Here is a 16,189-nt window from a genome sequence, read left to right on the forward strand (position 1 = left end):
CCGTTTCTTTGTTTTCTCGTGTGTTTTGGCGAATTCACGTAGGGAGAGACCTATGTCCAGTACCGGCATTTTCGCAGTCACCAAGCCCGATTCCACCGAGCCCAAAGACAAACCCGCGTCGGTGCGTGCTCCTCGGGTTCCCCGGCAGCGGCGGTGGTGGCTGCTGAGCGCGTCCCTCGGGTTGATCATCGTGTCCGTCGCGGGAACGGTCGCAGTGGTATCGGCGGCGTGGGATCGCGAGCCCATGTTGCAGCTGGTCCGTGATGTGGCGTGGGGACAGCCCATCAGGGACGCCGACATGACCACTGTGGAGCTTCCGCCGAGCGCACGGCAATTCGGGGTCGCGGATGCCGGCCGCAGCCGCGTTGTCGGGCAGATCGCCGCCGCCAACTTGCGCGCCGGGCACCTCCTGGCCTTCAGCGATGTCACCACACAAGTCGTGCCCGCCAGGGGACAGCAGGTGATCGGCGTTCGCCTCCCCCCGGGACGGTATCCGGCCCGCGGACTGGCACCCAACGATCCTGTGGAGGTCGTGGGCCTGTCGAGCTCCGGTACGACGTCGGAGACGGTGGCCGGCGGGACCGGGTTTCAGGCACGCGTGGTCCAGACATCACCCCCGGACTCCGAGGGCGCGATCGTGGTCGACCTGCTCATCGACTCCTCTGCATCCGAACAGGCCGATTCCACTGCCGCAGGCGGCGCACTCGTCAAACTGCTCGGCCCCGCCCACTGAAACCAGTGCAGTTTTCCGTTTTTCGTTCTCGTGAAAGGAGTTTGTCATGGCTGTCATCACAATGCTGTCCGCAAAGGCCTCACCCGGAATCACCACAGCGGTCGCGGCACTGGCCACCGCCTGGCCCCACCGGCTTCTGGTGGTCGACGCCGATCCCGCCGGAGGTGACCTGCTGCGGGGATGGGGCAGCCCGTGGTTGGTCGACGGGCACCTCACCTCCGAGTGCGGGGCGGTCAGCTTCGCCGCCGCCACCCGCCACCTAGGCACCGTGCCCTCGGAAGGGCTGGCGGGACACGTGCAGGAAATTCCCAGTCACGACCATGTGCGGCTGCTGGCAGGCGTGACGACCCGCGCCCAGACGGGAGCCATCGGGGACGACGGCTGGCGACGACTCGCCAGCGCCACCCGCGATCTCGCCCGTGAAGGACCCGACGTCCTCATCGACGCCGGCCGCTGGGCACCGGAAACGCCCTGGCCGCTGATCACCGAAGCCGACCTGGTCCTGGTCGGAGTGCGCCCGACCCTCCGGCACATCTCAGCCGCACTGCCCTTGATCACCACGCTGCGCGAACTGATACCGATCACCCGGCTCGGAGCACTGGTAGCGGCCACCACAAGCCGCCAAGCCGACAGAGTCGCCCAGGCTCTAGGTGTCCCCGTGGGTGTCGAGCTCCCCGACGACCCGGCAGCCGCCCAGTTCTTCTCCGACGCGGCCGGCAACTGCCCGCCCCGTCACTCAGCCTTGTTGCGCACGAGCCGGAAGGCCGCCCTCCGGCTGCACCGCAGCCTCACCCCACCCACAACAAGGGTGGCCGACGGTGTCCCGGAAGCAGGTGCAGCATGACCACCGGAATCAACGGCAGCACACACCTGCCTCTCGCGCGCGAAACCGTGGGAAGGGTACCGGATACCGCGACCGTGCAGGCGTTGCGGGAAAAGGTCGCTGCCCGCCTGCGGAACAGCAGCGCCGACGAACGTGCATCGGTGGTGGCCGCGGAAATCACCGCATGGGCCCACGACCGCGCCAGCAGGGGCGACCCGCCATTGTCGGTGGCCGAGGAGCAGCGGCTCGCCGACGCGGTGCTGGCCGCGGTGTTCGGCCTGGGCCAGCTCCAGCCACTGCTGGAACTGGAGGACGTGGAGAACATCCACATCCACGGCCACGACCGAGTCTGGCTGGAGCTGGCCGACGGCCACCTACAACGCTGGCCCTACCCGGTCGCCGACTCCGACACCGAGCTTCTTGAACAGCTAGAGGCGATGTGCGCGCGGCTCGGGCAGACCTCCCGCGAGTTCAGCCCGGCTCAGCCCATCGTGAACCTGCGACTACCAGCAGGAGGGTCCTTGGGAGCGAGATTGGCGGCAGTACGGGAGGTCACCGACCGCCCGCGGATCGCCATCCGACGTCATCGCCTGACCCACACCACCCTCACCGACCTGCGCCGTCGCGGCACCCTCGACCCCGGCCTTGAGAACTTCCTCGCCGTCGCCGTGGCCGCGGGCGTGAACCTGCTCGTGACCGGCGGCCCGTTCGCCGGCAAAACCACGCTGTTGCGTGCACTATGCGCCGAAATCCCTGTCCACGAGCACATCGTGACCGTCGAGGACGACTACGAGCTCGGGCTGCATCTCGACGGCGAGCGCGTGGTGACCGCGTTCGAGGCACGCACCGCCAACGCCGAAGGCGTCGGAGAGATCAGCCTCGACGATCTCCTGAAACAAACCCTCCGACACTCGCCATCCCGGGTCATCGTCGGCGAAGTGCGCGGCGGGGAGATCACTGCGCTGCTGCGGGCGCTGGGTAACGGCGCCGCAGGCGGAATGGGCACCCTGCACGCGACATCGGCCCGCGCTGTCCCGGACCGCATCGCCGCGCTGGGGCAACTCGCCCTCCCACCGCTGTCCGTGGAAGCCGCGCACCGGTGGACGGCCTCCGCCCTAGACCTCATCGTTCACCTCGCCCGCCGGGACCACTCCGACCGCCGGGAACGCTTCGTGACCGAGATCGTCGAAGTCGGCCCCGTGGGCGATGCGGCCATTCCGGACCTAACGACGCTGTTCGGCCCTCGCCCCGGTGACGGCCGTGCCGTCCCGACATGCCCTCCCAGCCCGACGCTGATGGCCCGTCTGCAAGCCCACGGCCTGGACCGCACCCTCTTCAACCGGCCCGATGGCCAATGGAACAACTTCGATCAGAGGAGTGAGACGCCGTGATCGCCATTGTCACTGTCTTGTGTGGAGTGTTGTTCGGAACTGGGATTCTGCTCGGCGCCTTCTCTCTCATACCCCCGCCTCCGATGCGCTCCCGCGAGGAGACTACGAACAAGCGGCGCGCTGCGGTGAAGCCGTGGATGCTCCGGTGGTGGCGGCGTGGCGTGCTCGCCGTGCTGGTGGCGGCGGTGGTGTGGTGGGTGACCGGGTGGCCGGTGGCCGCCGCAGCCGCCATCGCAGCTGTTGTGGGCCTGCCTGTCGTGCTGGCCTCACGCGGTGCGCGGGAGGCCATCGTGCTGCAGGAAGCCCTTGCGGTGTGGACGCGGCGGGTCGGGGACCTGCTGGGCTCGGGCGTCGGAGGCTTGCACCACGCTGTCGCGCGCTCAGCCGACACCGCTCCGGAACCGCTGGCCGCGCCGGTTCGGCGTTTGGCGGACCGGCTGCGCACCGACAATCCGGAGACGGCGTTGCGGGCGTTCGCCGCGGAGTTCGGTGTTCCTGTGGTGGATGAGGTCGTGCTGGCGTTGCTGTTGCGTCTGCGGACCGGTGGACGTGGTTTGGTGGAGATCCTGCACGCCCAAGCCGCCGCGCTGCGCGCCCGCGCCGCCGCGACTCGCGAGGTCGAGGCAGACCGCGCCAAGCCCCGCACGACCGTGCGCAGCCTGGTGGCCATCACCACCGTCATGGTCGTCGGTCTGGTGCTCTTCGCCCGAGAGTTCCTCGCCCCGCTTCACACCTGGACCGGGCAAGGCGTTCTGGCCGTCGTGGCAGGCATTTTCGCTGTGTCGCTATGGCGAATGCACCAGCTCTCCACGATGCCCGCCAGACCCCGCTACCTCAACGACGGGCGACCATCATGAACACCGCACTCGTACTGGCCGCGGGGATGGGCACCGTCCTCGGAATCGGCCTCGCCCTCGGACTGCGCGCGATCGCCGGGCCCGCGCCGATGGACGTATCCGCCGCGCTCGGCCATCTCGCCACCCGGACCACCACCTCCATCCCTGCAACCGGGTGGCGGGCCTGGCGAGCGCGCCTGTTGACCTACGCCACCGACCGAGCCGATCACGCCCGGCACCCCTGGCTGAGCATCCCCACCTATGACCTCGGCCTTCTCGAACGCAGCCCCTCCGACTACGTGATGACACGGCTACGGTGGGCCGTGAGCAGCCTCGCCGCCGCCACCCTTCTCGCTGTTTCCCTCGCGGTCACGGGCGTGCCGGTCGGGGTATCGGTGGGGCTCGTGGCCGCCGGTGGACTGGTGGGTGTGGTGGTGCCGGTCTCGCGCCTCCGCGACCAGGCCGCGGTGGCACGGGAGGATGCGCGGCGGGCTCTGGCCGTCTACTTGGACCTCGTGGCCCAGCAGCGCACTGCCGGTCACGCGCCCGGCCCGGCGTTGCGCGAGGCCGCCGCAGTCGGCGACCACTGGCTGCTGACCCGGCTACATCGCACCCTCGCTCACGCCGAGCACAGTGGACACTCACCGTGGGACACGCTCCGCACGCTCGGCACCATGATCCGACTGCCGGAGTTGGTGGCGGTAGCGGACCTGGCGGCGACCGCCGCGGACGGGGCCGCGATCTACACCAGCCTGACCACCCACGCAGCCAGCCTCCGCACCGCCGCGATCAGCACCGACAAGGCCGACGCCAACACCCGCACCGAACGCCTCACCCTGCCGGTCACCCTGCTCATGCTCGGCATCCTGCTGCTGGTCCTCTACCCGGCCGTCGCCCGACTCCTGGGCTAACCGTCACAAACCCAGCGCCCATCGAAAGGGATCGTCATGTCTGCCATTCGCCTCCTCCGCCGGAACGCCACGACCGCCCTACTGGTGCTCTCGGTCTGGATCACGCTCGCCAGCGAGAGCGTGCAGCAGCGTGGGGAGCACGCCCGTTTCGACGACACCGGATCGGAGAGCACCGAAAAAGCCGTGCTCACCGCGATCGGACTGGCAGCCGCACTCGGGCTCGGTGCCGCCATCACCGCAGTCGTCCAGAAATACCAAGGCCAAATCCACTAACCGCGCCAGCGGCGAACATCCAGGGGGTGTCGTGAGCAACTCAACGATCAACGATCCAGGTCTCGACGCGACAAGCGCTGCGAGGCGCCGAGTGGTCACGGCTGTTAGGACTGCTTGTCAAGTCGCGCGATACGGCGGCGAAGCAGGCGAGCGTCCTTCGGTGGGAGGGCGTGCGCCGCGATCTCCAGAACCCGACGGAGCTCATCGGGGTGAGGGCAACATTCCGGCACACCACAACCGTGTTCCGACACCCGCAGGCGAAGCGCCGGGTCACGAACGAACTGCGACCACAAATACAGAAAGTGGGCGACGGCGCCCGGCCACAACCGCGTCCGTTCCAGCCGAACGAGGGCAGCCACGCCTGGGCGCGACAGTCCCGGAATTGCGTGCACGCCCAGCCCGGGCATCGACGGCTGCCATGCATCAGCGCGCACCTGCGCAGGCGATTTACGCGCCATGGTCCTCTCGTGTGTGCGACATGCCGCCCATCATCGCACGCTCGCCCTGGAGAGTCCGGCCTTTTCCGCACCGCGCGACCACGAATCCCCGTGCCGGTGATGCGGGGTCGGTGGCCGTGGAACTGGCCGTGCTCGCCCCGTTGGCGCTGGTCCTGCTCGTCACCGTCCTGCAGGCCGGGGTGTGGTGGCACACCCGCACTCTTTGCCTGTCGGCCGCACAGCAGGGGGTGCAGGCCGCGCGGACGGTCACCGGAACCGCGCGTGACGCCCGAATCGCGGCCACCGACTTCCTCACCCGCGCCGGCGGCCTCGTGGGGGACCCAGTAGTCAGCGCCGAGGCCGACGACCGCCAGGCGCGGGTGCGGGTGACGGCAACCGCCCCCTTGATCCTGCCGATTCCCGGTCTCGACCGCATCGAGCAGGAAGCCCATGCCGCCAAGGAACGCTTCACCACCCCCGGGCAACAGCCATGAACCGCTACGTCCGCGACGACGGGTCGGCCAGCATCGAACTGGCGATCCTCACACCAGCACTGCTCATGCTGCTGGCACTGATCGTCGCAGGCGGTCGCGTGGTCAGCGCCGACACCGCCGTCGAGCACGCCGCCACCGCCGCCGCCCGCGCCGCCAGCCTGGCCCGCACCCCCACCGCTGCTCGCACGACTGCTCTCGACACCGGCGCTCGGGTACTGGCCGACCAAGACCTCGCCTGCACCGACATCCAGCTCACCACCGACACCAGCGGATTCGGACGCGTCGGCGCCCCGGGCATCGTCACCGTCACCTTGCGCTGTGCGGTGGCGCTGGCCGACCTCACCAGCATTCCCGGCCTGCCCGTGGCCGTTCCCCTGCATGCGGCCTTCACCAGCCCCGTCGATCCCCACCGGAGTCGGTCATGAATCATCACGCCAGACGCCAGCGCGATGCGGGATCGGTCAGCGTGTTGGCTGCGGTGCTGGTGCCATGCCTGCTGCTGGTGTTCGCGATCCTCATCGACGGCGCCGACCGACTCCGCGTCCTAGTCCGCGCGGACGCCATCGCGGCAGAGGCCGCCCGCGCCGCGCTGACCGCGGTGGACACCCGCGGCCACACTCTCAGCCTTGACTCCCACGTCGCCACCGCCACCGCCCAGCGCTACCTCACTGCCACGAATCACACAGGCACGGTCATCCTGGACAGCACCACCGTGCAGGTCACCGTCACCTACTCCGAACCCGCCCGGATCGGATTGCTCTGGCCCACCCACACCGTCACCGGGCGGGCGACCGCCGCGCTCGCCACCGGCACCCAGGGCCCAGGTGGACTGCCATGAGCCGAATCCGCATCCTCCTGGCCGGCATCGGGATCCTCGTCCTACTCGCCGGAATGCCGGTGATCCTGCTGTTCGCCGGACACGTCATCACCATCCCCGCGTTGACCTGGCCGGAGCTCGACACCTCGCCCTGGGTAACACTGCCGATCCACGACCAACTCGCGAACTGGGCCGAGCACACCTGGCACACCCTGCGCCTGGACCTCGGCGCCGACGGAGCATTCCTGCTCGCCGTCCTCACCACCGGATGGGTCACGTGGGCGTGCCTGATGTGGTGGACCCTGTGCGACCTCGTCTTCCTGCTCCGGTACGGAGCCCGAGCCCTGCGCGACCGCCTCCACGTCACCGGGCCTCGAGGATGGACCACCGCGCTGCTCGCCAGCGTCGTGATCTCGCTGAACGCTCCCTCTGCCTCCGCGTCCCCCGCGGCCGATCGGGTTGCTGTCACCGCACCGCAGCATCCCTCCGGTGGTGTCCTGCCCTTCCCCAGCAGGGACACCACAACGCTGGGTTCGGGCGGCTACGCCGACCCCATCCCGCCGCCCGAACCCAGCACCCCCACCCACATCGCCGACGCCGTGCGCCCGGACTGCCCCCGCTACCGCGTCGCCCACGGCGACACCCTCTGGGGCCTCGCCCAACGCCACCTCGCTAACCCCCACCGCTGGACCGAAATCCGCGATCTCAACGCCGACCGCATCGGCGCCCCCCGCCACCTCCAGCCAGGCTGGATCCTCCTGCTACCACCCGACGCCGCCCAGGTGCCCACCCCGCCGGCCATCCCGGAGGACGCTCAGTGGGTCACGACCGCACCCGGCGACACCCTGACCACCATCGCCGAGCGCCACCTCGGCGACGGCGATCGATGGGAGGAAGTCTTCCGGCTCAACGCCCACCACCCGCAGCCAGACGGACGCGTCCTGCGCGACCCCGACCTGGTCTTCCCCGGCTGGTCTCTCGCACTCCCGGCCACCGACCACCACCAGAACGATGAAGCCCCCGTCGACAGCCCAGAAGACGAGGCTGCGCAAGCGGATCCCAAGCCGCAGCCGACGCCAGCGCCTGACCGGCAGCAATCCCCAGGGCGTGCCGTCACCACGACCTCCGGCGCCGCACTCGCCGTTGGTAGCAGCGGGCTTGTGGCCGCCAGTCTGGCCGCTGTCGTGGCACTAGCCTTGCTCGTCCGCCGCCGACGGCGGAGACGGACTTACCGACCGGGAAGTGGCGATCGGGCTCCGTGGACGACACTCGCGCCCGCAGTGCACGCACTGCGGTCAGCGTTCGATGGAGGCCAGACTTCGACTCGCCATGCCGGCCACGGCAAGACCGAGCCGATCACGCCGTCGCTCGTCGGCCATGCAGACCTTCCCGAGGCTGACTCGGCAGCGCAGGACGTCGAGATCGGAGTTCGTGACGGCCAGGCTCGTGCGCTTGACCTCGCCGCCGTCCACGGACTAGGTCTGGCGGGACCCGGCGCTGAGGCCGCCGCGCGCGCCCTCCTGGTTCAACTTCTTGCCACCACGAGCACCACCATCATCATTCCCGCTCGCGACGCCCGCTCCCTGATCTCGGAGGACCTGTCCACCTCATCGCGGCTGCGCATCACAGCTGACCTGGCCGAAGCAACCACCTACCTTGCCGGTCACCACGCGCCCGCCGGTGACACACACATGCCGGGGAAGCTGGACGTTGTGCTGGTCGTCGGCGCTGACCGGCACAACCCACGGCTCCAGGCGATTCTCGACAACGGCGCCGCGCGCGGCATCGCGGGCATCCTGCTGGGCAGCTGGTCGGCCGGAGCCACCGTGCACGTGATGGCCGACGGACTCGTCACCGCAACAAGCGCAGCTGTCGACGAACTGCGCGGTTCACGCTTGTTCCACCTCGACGCCACCGACACCCGCGATCTCATCGACCTGCTCGCCGACACCACGAAGGCCCACCCGACCACCGACACCGAGCATGCACAGCGGGAGACCACGGCCGAACACGAGGCCGAAGACGACGGCATTCATGTGGACAACACCGACGACCACGGCGTCGTTGATGGCGCGGACAGCCACGCAGAACCGCCTTCGGACAGCGGGGAAGACCGCACACCGAGCTCGACTCGGACGGTCACTTCTGCCAGAATGGCGCATCCTGCCGACCAGGACGATCGGCCTGTAACGCTCGGGGTATTCGGGCCTGCCACATTGACCTGGCATTCACCGGACGGCGAGGACCACGACCTCACCTCAGCCTTGGCGCCCAAACACAAAGCGCTGCTGGTGTTCCTCGCCCTGCACCCCAACGGCACGTCCCGCGCGGCAGTCCGTGAAGCCCTATGGCCGGATGCGCGCGGCCGCCGCCTCTACAACGCGTTCTACGCAAGCCTGTCCCAGATCCGTAAAGCCCTCACCGACGCCACCGATGATCGCGCCGCTGACGTGATCAGCCAGCGTGATGAGACGGTGGCGCTCAACGCAGACCTCGTGCAGGTCGACTACTGGCAGCTGCGCCAAGCCGAACATGACCGCAACATCGCGACCACCAGCGAGCAACGAATGGCAGCGTGGTCCCGCATCGCGGCCACCTACCGCGGAGAACTCGCCGACGGAATGTCCGCGCTCTGGCTCGACGGCCCCCGAGAAGACGCCCACCGCACGGTCCTCGACGCCCTTGCCGGCATGGCCGCCCACTACCGCGGACACGATCCCCACCGACAACTACAGCTCCTCGAACACGCCCGCATGCTCAACCCCGAAAACGAAGCCATCTACCGCGACATCATGCGCGTCCAAGCCGAACTCGGACTTACCGACGCCATCAGCCGCACCGTTCACCTGCTCAGCACTAACCTCGCCGATATCGGCGAGCGACCAGACCCCAGCACACTAACGCTCGCCCGAGCACTGCAGACCCGACACCAACAAGCAGTGACCTAAAGAAGTTCATTGGCATTCACCTTTGCCATTTGAAATCAGCCTCCGCTCAGGCGAGAAACATAGACAAGATGAGCTATGATTTTTCCGTAGCCACAGGGCAAATAGGCAGATTAGCAATCAGCAACTGAACCTTCAAGCAGGTTGCCTCAGGAATACGTGAGCGCCTCGCGACTGGCGCGACAAATTCGAAATCTCTTGCGCGTTTGCCGCAAAATTCAGTCGGAGCATCTCTTCGCTAAGTCACACCATCCGCTAGGCGAACCATTCGGCTGTAGGGTCTCAAACTCCGTGACATCTTGATCTTGTTTGACCTGCGGTCTTGCTCGGTGTCTCAGTCGGCATGTCAGCCCCGGCGTCTCAGTTTGATGGCATTTCTTCAATGGGCCGTGTCTGCCCGGATAAGCACCACCGCCTTCCGAGGAGACGCCACCTCTGGCCCGGCTGGGCGTCCCTTCGGGTAAGCAGGACAATGACGCCCGAGGTGGACTGGATGAGAGTGGCTGTGATCGGTTACGGGGTCGAGGGCCGGGCTGCCGTCGACTACTGGCGGCAGCGTGGCGCCGCCGTAGTGGTGCATGACCGCGCAGACGCAACGAATGTGCCTGCTGGGCTGGACATCGCTAGCGGTGAGGACTACCTGGCCGGACTTGACTCCGTCGATCTTGTTGTGCGTAGCCCCAGCGTTCGCCCGGACGCGTTGCCCTCCGAAGTGCCGGTGACAACTGTTGTTTCCGAGTTCCTCAGTCGGTCTCCGGCGCCAGTGATCGGAGTGACCGGAACCAAGGGCAGGGCACCACGATCGCATCATCCTGCGAACCGCAGGCCGTCGGGTGTTCGTCGGCGGCAACATCGGCACCCCTCCGCTGGCCTTTCTCGCTGAGCTGCGGTCCGATGATGTCGTCGTGCTGGAACTGTCGAGTTTCCAGCTGATCGACCTGCCGTTTTCTCCGCATATCGTGGTAGTCCTGTCGGTCACGCCCGACCACCTGAACTGGCACCAAGACTTCGACGAATACCAGCAGGCCAAGACCGCCATCGCAGCGCATCAGTCACCCAGTGATCTGGTCGTCTATGTCACAGAAAACCCCGTTGCGGCGGCAATCGCAGCGACGAGTCCTGCCCGCCGCCTTCCGGTCGGTCGCCCTGACGGGGTGCACGTGCACGACGAAGCTCTCCACCTCTGCTCTACCCGGATCATCGACGTCGCCGAGGTGCCTCTGCCCGGCGCCCACAACCTCGTCAACATCGGTGCCGCCATCGCCGCGACCGCCGCACTCGTGGAGAACGATCCGAGCGTCATCCGTGCTGGCATCCAGACGATCGAACCCCTGCCGCACCGGCTCCAGACCATCGCGATCAGGCAGGGAGTGACGTGGGTCGACGACTCGCTGTCCACCACACCGCAGACCACGATGGCAGCGATGGCTGCGTTCGATCGCCCGCAGGTCCTGCTCCTCGGTGGATCGGGGCCCGAGGAACATCCGTGTCGGATCGTGCGCTTGACCCTCGTCGATCCTGGTCGCCGTTCGGCGAGGTGTCGCCTGCCGCCGGTTCTTGAAGTCTTCCCCCAGATAACGCTCTATTATCTGCGCCATCGCTGATCACGGCCTGCGGGAACACACCTGCGGCGACGCCTGAAGCGACCCTGTTATCTGTGGCAAGGGAGAACCTCCGCCGCTACTTCAAGCCCTCCGACCAGGCGATCGCCGAGGTCACCAGCCTGCTCGCGCCAGGCGATGCCCGCCGGTGACGTCAACCGCCGTTTGCTGCTTCAACGGGCGCTGGGCGGTTTTGCTGTGGATTGATCGGGACATCTCGACGCGGCGCGTGGTGCGTGGCCCAAGCCACGATGTGCCTGCCCCGGCGGCGGAGTCGTGTGCTGGCGCTTCGCGGCTCTCGGCACCACCTGATGCCGCCCCAGAGCCGGGCGCTGAGTGAGTCCACCGGTGCGCCCCGGGTGTTGACGGCACGCGGGGCGTGTAGGGTGATCGGTGGTCGTTGTATTTCTGGGTTCGTGTTTTGTGCATGCTCGCAGGATGTTGATGCGGGCGGGCTTCTTTCTTTGGTTGTAGCTGGAGTGAGCCGCCGTCTGAGATCCCCCGGCCCGGGCCTCCGCACGGTGTGGTGGCCCGCCATACCCCAGCTCCCGAAGGAGACTGACATGACCAACGGAACCGTGAAGTGGTTCAACTCGGAAAAGGGCTTCGGCTTCATCGCCCCGAACGAGGGCGGCCCTGACGTCTTCGTGCACTACTCGGCCATCGACGCCGGCGGCTTCCGCAGCTTGGACGAGGACCAGCAGGTGACCTACGAGGTCAGCCAGGGCCCCAAGGGCCCGCAGGCGGACCTCGTGCGCGCGGTCTGAGACTCTGCTGAGTTTCTTCCCGGCCCGCACCTGGTGTGCGGGCCGGGGACTACGGTTTCACCCGGCATAGCTCCCGAACCCGCCACTTGCGGTGCGGTTGAGACGGGCCGAACCGATTTAGCGCAGCAGCACGCTCTCCGCCGTGACGACGCTGCCCGCCACTGGGCGCGCAACGAAACGGCGGGCCGCAGCCTGCTGCAGCACCAGTTTTCTTTCTCTTCCGGTTGAGCCGAGCGCGTTTGCGCGGGCCGGGTTCCCGGAGCCGAACCTTGTTTCTGCCTGCGGTCCTGCAGCGGCGACTCTCTGCGTTGCGCCAGGCCGCAGGATCCTTCGACGTGTATTGGAGCCCGATGCGGGCTAACTACAGCCTGATCACGACCCTGCCCACCGTGTTCACAGTGGATGGTGACCTCGCCGGCGAGGGAGTCGCCCTGCTGGCCGAGCGGCTTTGGCCGCATGTGCTGACCGGACCACCGGACACGCTCGTGGACCTGGCCCGGGCCAGCACCATCGATACCGCCGGGCTCGACCTCCTCGTCGCCGCACACACCTACGCGGCCCATCGGCACATCCCTCTCCACATCGTCAACGCGGCGCCCCGGGTGCTTCGCGTGCTGCATGCGGCCGGAGTGAGCGCACTCCCGGGCCGCAGCCCCCGCGCCGAGTTCGCCACCACCACGGCCGCCTGCACCTCGCAGCACACCGCGGCGGTGATGGCCTGATGCGGCACTGCCGCCACGTCGCGCGGACGTTGTTCGATGACGCCTGGCAGATCACCGATGCCGAAGGCCAGCACACCGCGCGTATCGCCGGCACCGAGCACGAGGCGATCGCCCGCGCCCACCACCAGCTCGCCGCCTACGGCGGAGGACGCGTGTTCCTCACCGACGCCGACTGACCACCCACCACCGGCCCGCTGAACGTGAAGCCGAAAAAGGCCGCGCCCGTGGTGAGCCTTCCCGAAAGGACCTTCCTGTGAACCTCTCCACCTCCCTCCGCCCCGGCAACGGGCCTCGGAGCGGCTCCGCGCAGGTTGACCGGCGCGGGGCTCTCCCGCGTCACGACCCGCGCCCACCCCGCGCAGACAAATCCCGCGACCGGAAGCCGGTGGCGCCCGTGGCGTTCCTCGAGCCCGGCCCGCCCCGCACCACCCCAGCCCCTCAGCGTCGGCGCACGGATCAGGACGAGGAGACTCTGCGCCCCCTCCGCGCCCCGTTTACCGCCGACGAGCCCGGAGGTCCGTGATCGAACGCATCAGCCGTGCGCGGCACGAACATTCGTATCCTGGTGGTATGAGCGAAGTTCTGACGACGCGTCGCGCCTATGCTTCGGTCAAACCCCGGATGCGAGGGTGGATTCACCTGGCCAGCGTGATCGGGTTCGCCGCCTCCGGCACGGTGCTGATCACCCTGGCCGCCACGACCGGCCCGCCGGCGACAGCCGTGGCCGTGGCGCTCTACACGGCCGGGGTGCTCGGCCTGTTCGGTGTCAGCGCCGTCTACCACCTCATCACGTGGCGCTCCAAGCGCGCCCGCACGTGGATGCGGCGGCTGGATCACTCGATGATCTTCCTGCTGATCGCAGGCACCTACACCCCAATCGGCCTGCTGGCCCTGCCGCAGGACACCGGCCGCATCGTGCTGGGCGTGGTCTGGGCCGGAGCGCTTGGCGGCATGCTGCTCAAACTCGCCTGGCCCCACGCGCCGCGCTGGGTCGGTGTGCCGCTCTACATCGCCCTTGGCTGGGTCGCGGTGTTCGTCCTCGGCGATCTGCTGCGCACCGCCGGTGTCGCGGGACTGGTGCTGCTGCTGGCCGGTGGCGTCCTCTACACCGTCGGAGCCCTCTGCTACGCCACCCGGTGGCCCGACCCGTGGCCGAGCACGTTCGGCTACCACGAGGTCTTCCACACCGCCGTGACCGCAGCGGCGATCTGCCACCACATCACCGTCTGGCTCCTCCTGCCCATCACACCCGCCACCTCTTGACGCGGCGAGCAGACCCCGGCTCTCCCACTTGGGGGCGCCGGGGGTCTGTCACGTGGCGAGGTTGTTCAGAAAGACCATGCCGCTGTGGGCTGCGGCGGCGAGTCGGCCCAGCAGGCTGCGGGTCAGATCAGCGGCCTCAACCGGCGCCGGTCACCACGAAGTAGGCCACCCACGCCACAGACAGCCATGCAGTGGCCAGTCGGGCACGCACGGGCACTTCTCCTCATCTCTGCAGCATCGCGACAGCGTTGCTCGCCTCTGAACACCACCTGTGCGGCATCGTGACTAGGGCGCACGCGACGTCGACGCGCGAGCTAACTCTGGGCGCCAGGCTCCGGCGGGCCGGTGTGCTCGGCGAGCTGGTCCTCGAGAGTGATGATCCGGCACGCCGCCGCCACCGGAGTGCCTTGATCGATAAGTTCGCGGGCACGTTCAGCCCGCCGCAACTGACGGCGCGAGTAGCGCCGGTGCCCCCCGGCCGAACGCTGCGGATCAATGAGGCCAGCGTCTTCCAGCGACCGCAGGAACGGCTGGGTCACCTCAAGCATCTCCGCAGCCCGCCCCATCGTGTAGGCGGGGTAATCCTCGTCGTCGAACTTCGCGCCGGCGCCGGGCCGATCCTGGCTCAATACCGCTCCCTCACCCCTCAACAAGGCCCCCGGCGCACCAGTGGTGCACCGGGGGCCGCGAGAAGGTAATTACTCACTACTCAGGCCGCTCATCCATCCACGAACACCGGGAGTGGGGCGGCGGGGAAAACAGTGACTCGACGACCCCCTTCTCACTCGCGTACGGATTACGGACTTACCCCTTTTTCACTCCCTGGGGGCAACCGGCCGGTTGCCCCCAGGGGCCTGCCACTACAGCTCCACTTCCATCACTCGCGGCGCCGATTCGTCGGTGATGGCGCTTTAGTGCTCTCCGTCTGTGGTGAGAAACCATAACAGGACAAAGCAACCATGTCTACAACGGCGATCTCAGAAATTCCACCGGGGCGAGGAGCCTGAAACTCGGGGCGGATAGGGCCTGCCGGAGACGGCTTAGACGCTGGCGTCCTCGTCGGGTTCGGACGGGTCGCGCAGCGGCCGCAGGCCACCGGCCAGCTCCGGAGTCAGAAACGAGTAGCGGCCGAGCATGTTGTTATCTGGACGAAGACGACTGACGGTCGAGTCCCCGGGATTCAGCACCCCGGGGACCCGAACAGGCAAGGGAGCACTCCCTCCGACAGGCCATTTCCGCTCGGAGTTACCGCACCGGCGCTACATCGCGGGCGGGAGCGAGTCCGGTCCGGGGCGTGGGGCGTCGAGTCGGTGCAGTACTCCTTCCAGCTCGCAGCTGCGCATGCGCAGCTGCGCTGCTCGCAGTGGGTCGTCGGTCGACTCGAACTGGTCGAGAAGCCGGGCACTGAGATTGTGCGCTGCGGCGCGGCGACCGGTGTAGGCGTCGGATCGCGCCGCGTGACCGCCGGGCGGGGTGCCGGCTGCTGTGTGCCGGGGGGCGAGCAGGACCAGACCTCCGCAGGCGGTGGTGGCCATCCAGTCATCGAGGGTGGCCTCCGGGTCGGTCAGATCGAGATCGGCCAGGCTGCCGGCCACGCACAGGTCGGTGTCGGCGGCGCGATCGGCGGGCACCAGCGCGTTCCACCACAGGCGGTGGTTGGTCACCGCCGCGGCCACGATGAGAGTCCCGCGCCGGTCGTGCTGGCCCAGGACCCAGTCCAGGGTGTCACCGGGCACGCCGACGACCACCGGCACACCACCCACCCGGCAGGCGGGCAGCGTGGCCAGCCGGGCACGCAACCGCTGATCACCGAGGGTCTCCATCAGGACCCGGGTGGCGTGCTCACGCTCCAGAACCCGGTCGTCGAGGGCTTCGCGCACCCACAGGCCATCACCGGCCGCGTGTTCGGTGTGCTCGACCCATTCTGATCGGTGGCCGTTGCCGACGGCGGTGGCGGCCATCAGCTGCTGGGCCTGGCCCAGCGAGTCCGCGCGCACGTCAACGGGGATGCCATCGTCGCCGGTCGCATAGCCGCGCCACCGGACCTCGTGGTCCAGCTCGCACCGATACACCACATGCCGCGCAGCCATCACCCCTGCACCACCTTCCACTACCGAATACCTCACTACACGGCGACATATACTGTGAACCAGTGGTCTTGCAAATCTGCATTGGC

Annotated in this window: 18 protein-coding genes; 15 read left to right on the forward strand and 3 right to left on the reverse strand. The window is 68.2% G+C overall.

Translation table 11 applies throughout. The annotated features are described in order from the left end of the window. Positions 1-52: 52 nt before the first annotated feature. From BLW84_RS20635 to trhA, 15 genes are all read left to right on the forward strand, one after another. Positions 53-733 (forward strand): SAF domain-containing protein, encoded by a 681-nt coding sequence (locus BLW84_RS20635; protein WP_093267603.1) that lies wholly within the window; start codon positions 53-55, stop codon positions 731-733. Between the two features lie 46 nt (positions 734-779). Continuing rightward, the gene (locus BLW84_RS47580) at positions 780-1,577 is read left to right on the forward strand and encodes a CpaE/TadZ family protein (RefSeq protein ID WP_093267605.1); all 798 of its coding nucleotides are present in this window, start codon (positions 780-782) and stop codon (positions 1,575-1,577) included. Beyond that, a complete protein-coding gene (locus tag BLW84_RS20645) occupies positions 1,574-2,947 on the forward strand; it encodes a TadA family conjugal transfer-associated ATPase (RefSeq protein ID WP_093267606.1) in 1,374 nt (457 codons plus the stop codon). Before BLW84_RS47580 ends, BLW84_RS20645 begins: the two co-directional genes overlap by 4 nt. An 83-nt stretch (positions 2,948-3,030) precedes the next feature. Beyond that, the gene (locus BLW84_RS20650; protein WP_143061033.1) at positions 3,031-3,804 is read left to right on the forward strand and encodes a type II secretion system F family protein; all 774 of its coding nucleotides are present in this window, start codon (positions 3,031-3,033) and stop codon (positions 3,802-3,804) included. Next, positions 3,801-4,694: a hypothetical protein gene (locus BLW84_RS20655; protein ID WP_093267610.1), complete on the forward strand. Its 894-nt coding sequence runs from the start codon at positions 3,801-3,803 to the stop codon at positions 4,692-4,694. Before BLW84_RS20650 ends, BLW84_RS20655 begins: the two co-directional genes overlap by 4 nt. A gap of 36 nt (positions 4,695-4,730) precedes the next feature. Next, entirely contained in the window at positions 4,731-4,967 is a 237-nt protein-coding gene (locus BLW84_RS20660; RefSeq protein WP_093267612.1) for a hypothetical protein, read from the forward strand. A 568-nt stretch (positions 4,968-5,535) separates the two neighbouring features. Beyond that, positions 5,536-5,898: a TadE/TadG family type IV pilus assembly protein gene (locus BLW84_RS20665; protein ID WP_177226592.1), complete on the forward strand. Its 363-nt coding sequence runs from the start codon at positions 5,536-5,538 to the stop codon at positions 5,896-5,898. Further along, complete coding sequence (locus BLW84_RS20670) at positions 5,895-6,323, forward strand: TadE family protein (RefSeq protein WP_093267616.1); 429 nt, start codon at positions 5,895-5,897, stop codon at positions 6,321-6,323. The genes BLW84_RS20665 and BLW84_RS20670 overlap by 4 nt, the downstream gene beginning before the upstream one ends. Next, positions 6,320-6,736 carry a hypothetical protein gene (locus BLW84_RS20675; RefSeq protein ID WP_093267618.1) on the forward strand — a complete coding sequence of 139 codons (417 nt, stop codon included), beginning with the start codon at positions 6,320-6,322 and terminating at the stop codon, positions 6,734-6,736. Before BLW84_RS20670 ends, BLW84_RS20675 begins: the two co-directional genes overlap by 4 nt. A 53-nt stretch (positions 6,737-6,789) precedes the next feature. Beyond that, positions 6,790-9,663: a LysM peptidoglycan-binding domain-containing protein gene (locus tag BLW84_RS20680; RefSeq protein ID WP_143061034.1), complete on the forward strand. Its 2,874-nt coding sequence runs from the start codon at positions 6,790-6,792 to the stop codon at positions 9,661-9,663. A gap of 830 nt (positions 9,664-10,493) precedes the next feature. Continuing rightward, entirely contained in the window at positions 10,494-11,264 is a 771-nt protein-coding gene (locus tag BLW84_RS20685) for a Mur ligase family protein (RefSeq protein ID WP_177226593.1), read from the forward strand. A 560-nt stretch (positions 11,265-11,824) separates the two neighbouring features. After that, positions 11,825-12,028: a cold-shock protein gene (locus BLW84_RS20690; protein WP_093267624.1), complete on the forward strand. Its 204-nt coding sequence runs from the start codon at positions 11,825-11,827 to the stop codon at positions 12,026-12,028. A 350-nt stretch (positions 12,029-12,378) separates the two neighbouring features. Then, positions 12,379-12,750 carry an STAS domain-containing protein gene (locus tag BLW84_RS20695; RefSeq protein ID WP_093267626.1) on the forward strand — a complete coding sequence of 124 codons (372 nt, stop codon included), beginning with the start codon at positions 12,379-12,381 and terminating at the stop codon, positions 12,748-12,750. Then, complete coding sequence (locus BLW84_RS47585; protein WP_177226594.1) at positions 12,750-12,926, forward strand: hypothetical protein; 177 nt, start codon at positions 12,750-12,752, stop codon at positions 12,924-12,926. Before BLW84_RS20695 ends, BLW84_RS47585 begins: the two co-directional genes overlap by 1 nt. A gap of 394 nt (positions 12,927-13,320) precedes the next feature. After that, positions 13,321-14,013 carry a PAQR family membrane homeostasis protein TrhA gene (gene trhA / locus BLW84_RS20700; protein WP_177226595.1) on the forward strand — a complete coding sequence of 231 codons (693 nt, stop codon included), beginning with the start codon at positions 13,321-13,323 and terminating at the stop codon, positions 14,011-14,013. Between the two features lie 314 nt (positions 14,014-14,327). On the opposite strand, the gene BLW84_RS20705 is transcribed toward trhA, so the two are convergent. The 3 genes from BLW84_RS20705 to BLW84_RS20710 form a co-directional block, all read right to left on the reverse strand. Continuing rightward, positions 14,328-14,642 (reverse strand): MerR family transcriptional regulator, encoded by a 315-nt coding sequence (locus tag BLW84_RS20705; protein ID WP_245761264.1) that lies wholly within the window; start codon positions 14,640-14,642, stop codon positions 14,328-14,330. Positions 14,643-15,053: 411 nt separating this feature from the next. After that, positions 15,054-15,221: a hypothetical protein gene (locus tag BLW84_RS47590; RefSeq protein ID WP_177226596.1), complete on the reverse strand. Its 168-nt coding sequence runs from the start codon at positions 15,219-15,221 to the stop codon at positions 15,054-15,056. A 51-nt stretch (positions 15,222-15,272) separates the two neighbouring features. Beyond that, on the reverse strand, positions 15,273-16,103 hold the full coding sequence (locus BLW84_RS20710; RefSeq protein WP_177226597.1) for a hypothetical protein: 831 nt from the start codon (positions 16,101-16,103) through the stop codon (positions 15,273-15,275). Between the last annotated feature and the right edge of the window lie 86 nt (positions 16,104-16,189).

Origin of the sequence: Saccharopolyspora shandongensis, from assembly GCF_900106995.1 — a bacterium.
Classification (GTDB): Bacteria; Actinomycetota; Actinomycetes; order Mycobacteriales; family Pseudonocardiaceae; genus Saccharopolyspora; species Saccharopolyspora shandongensis.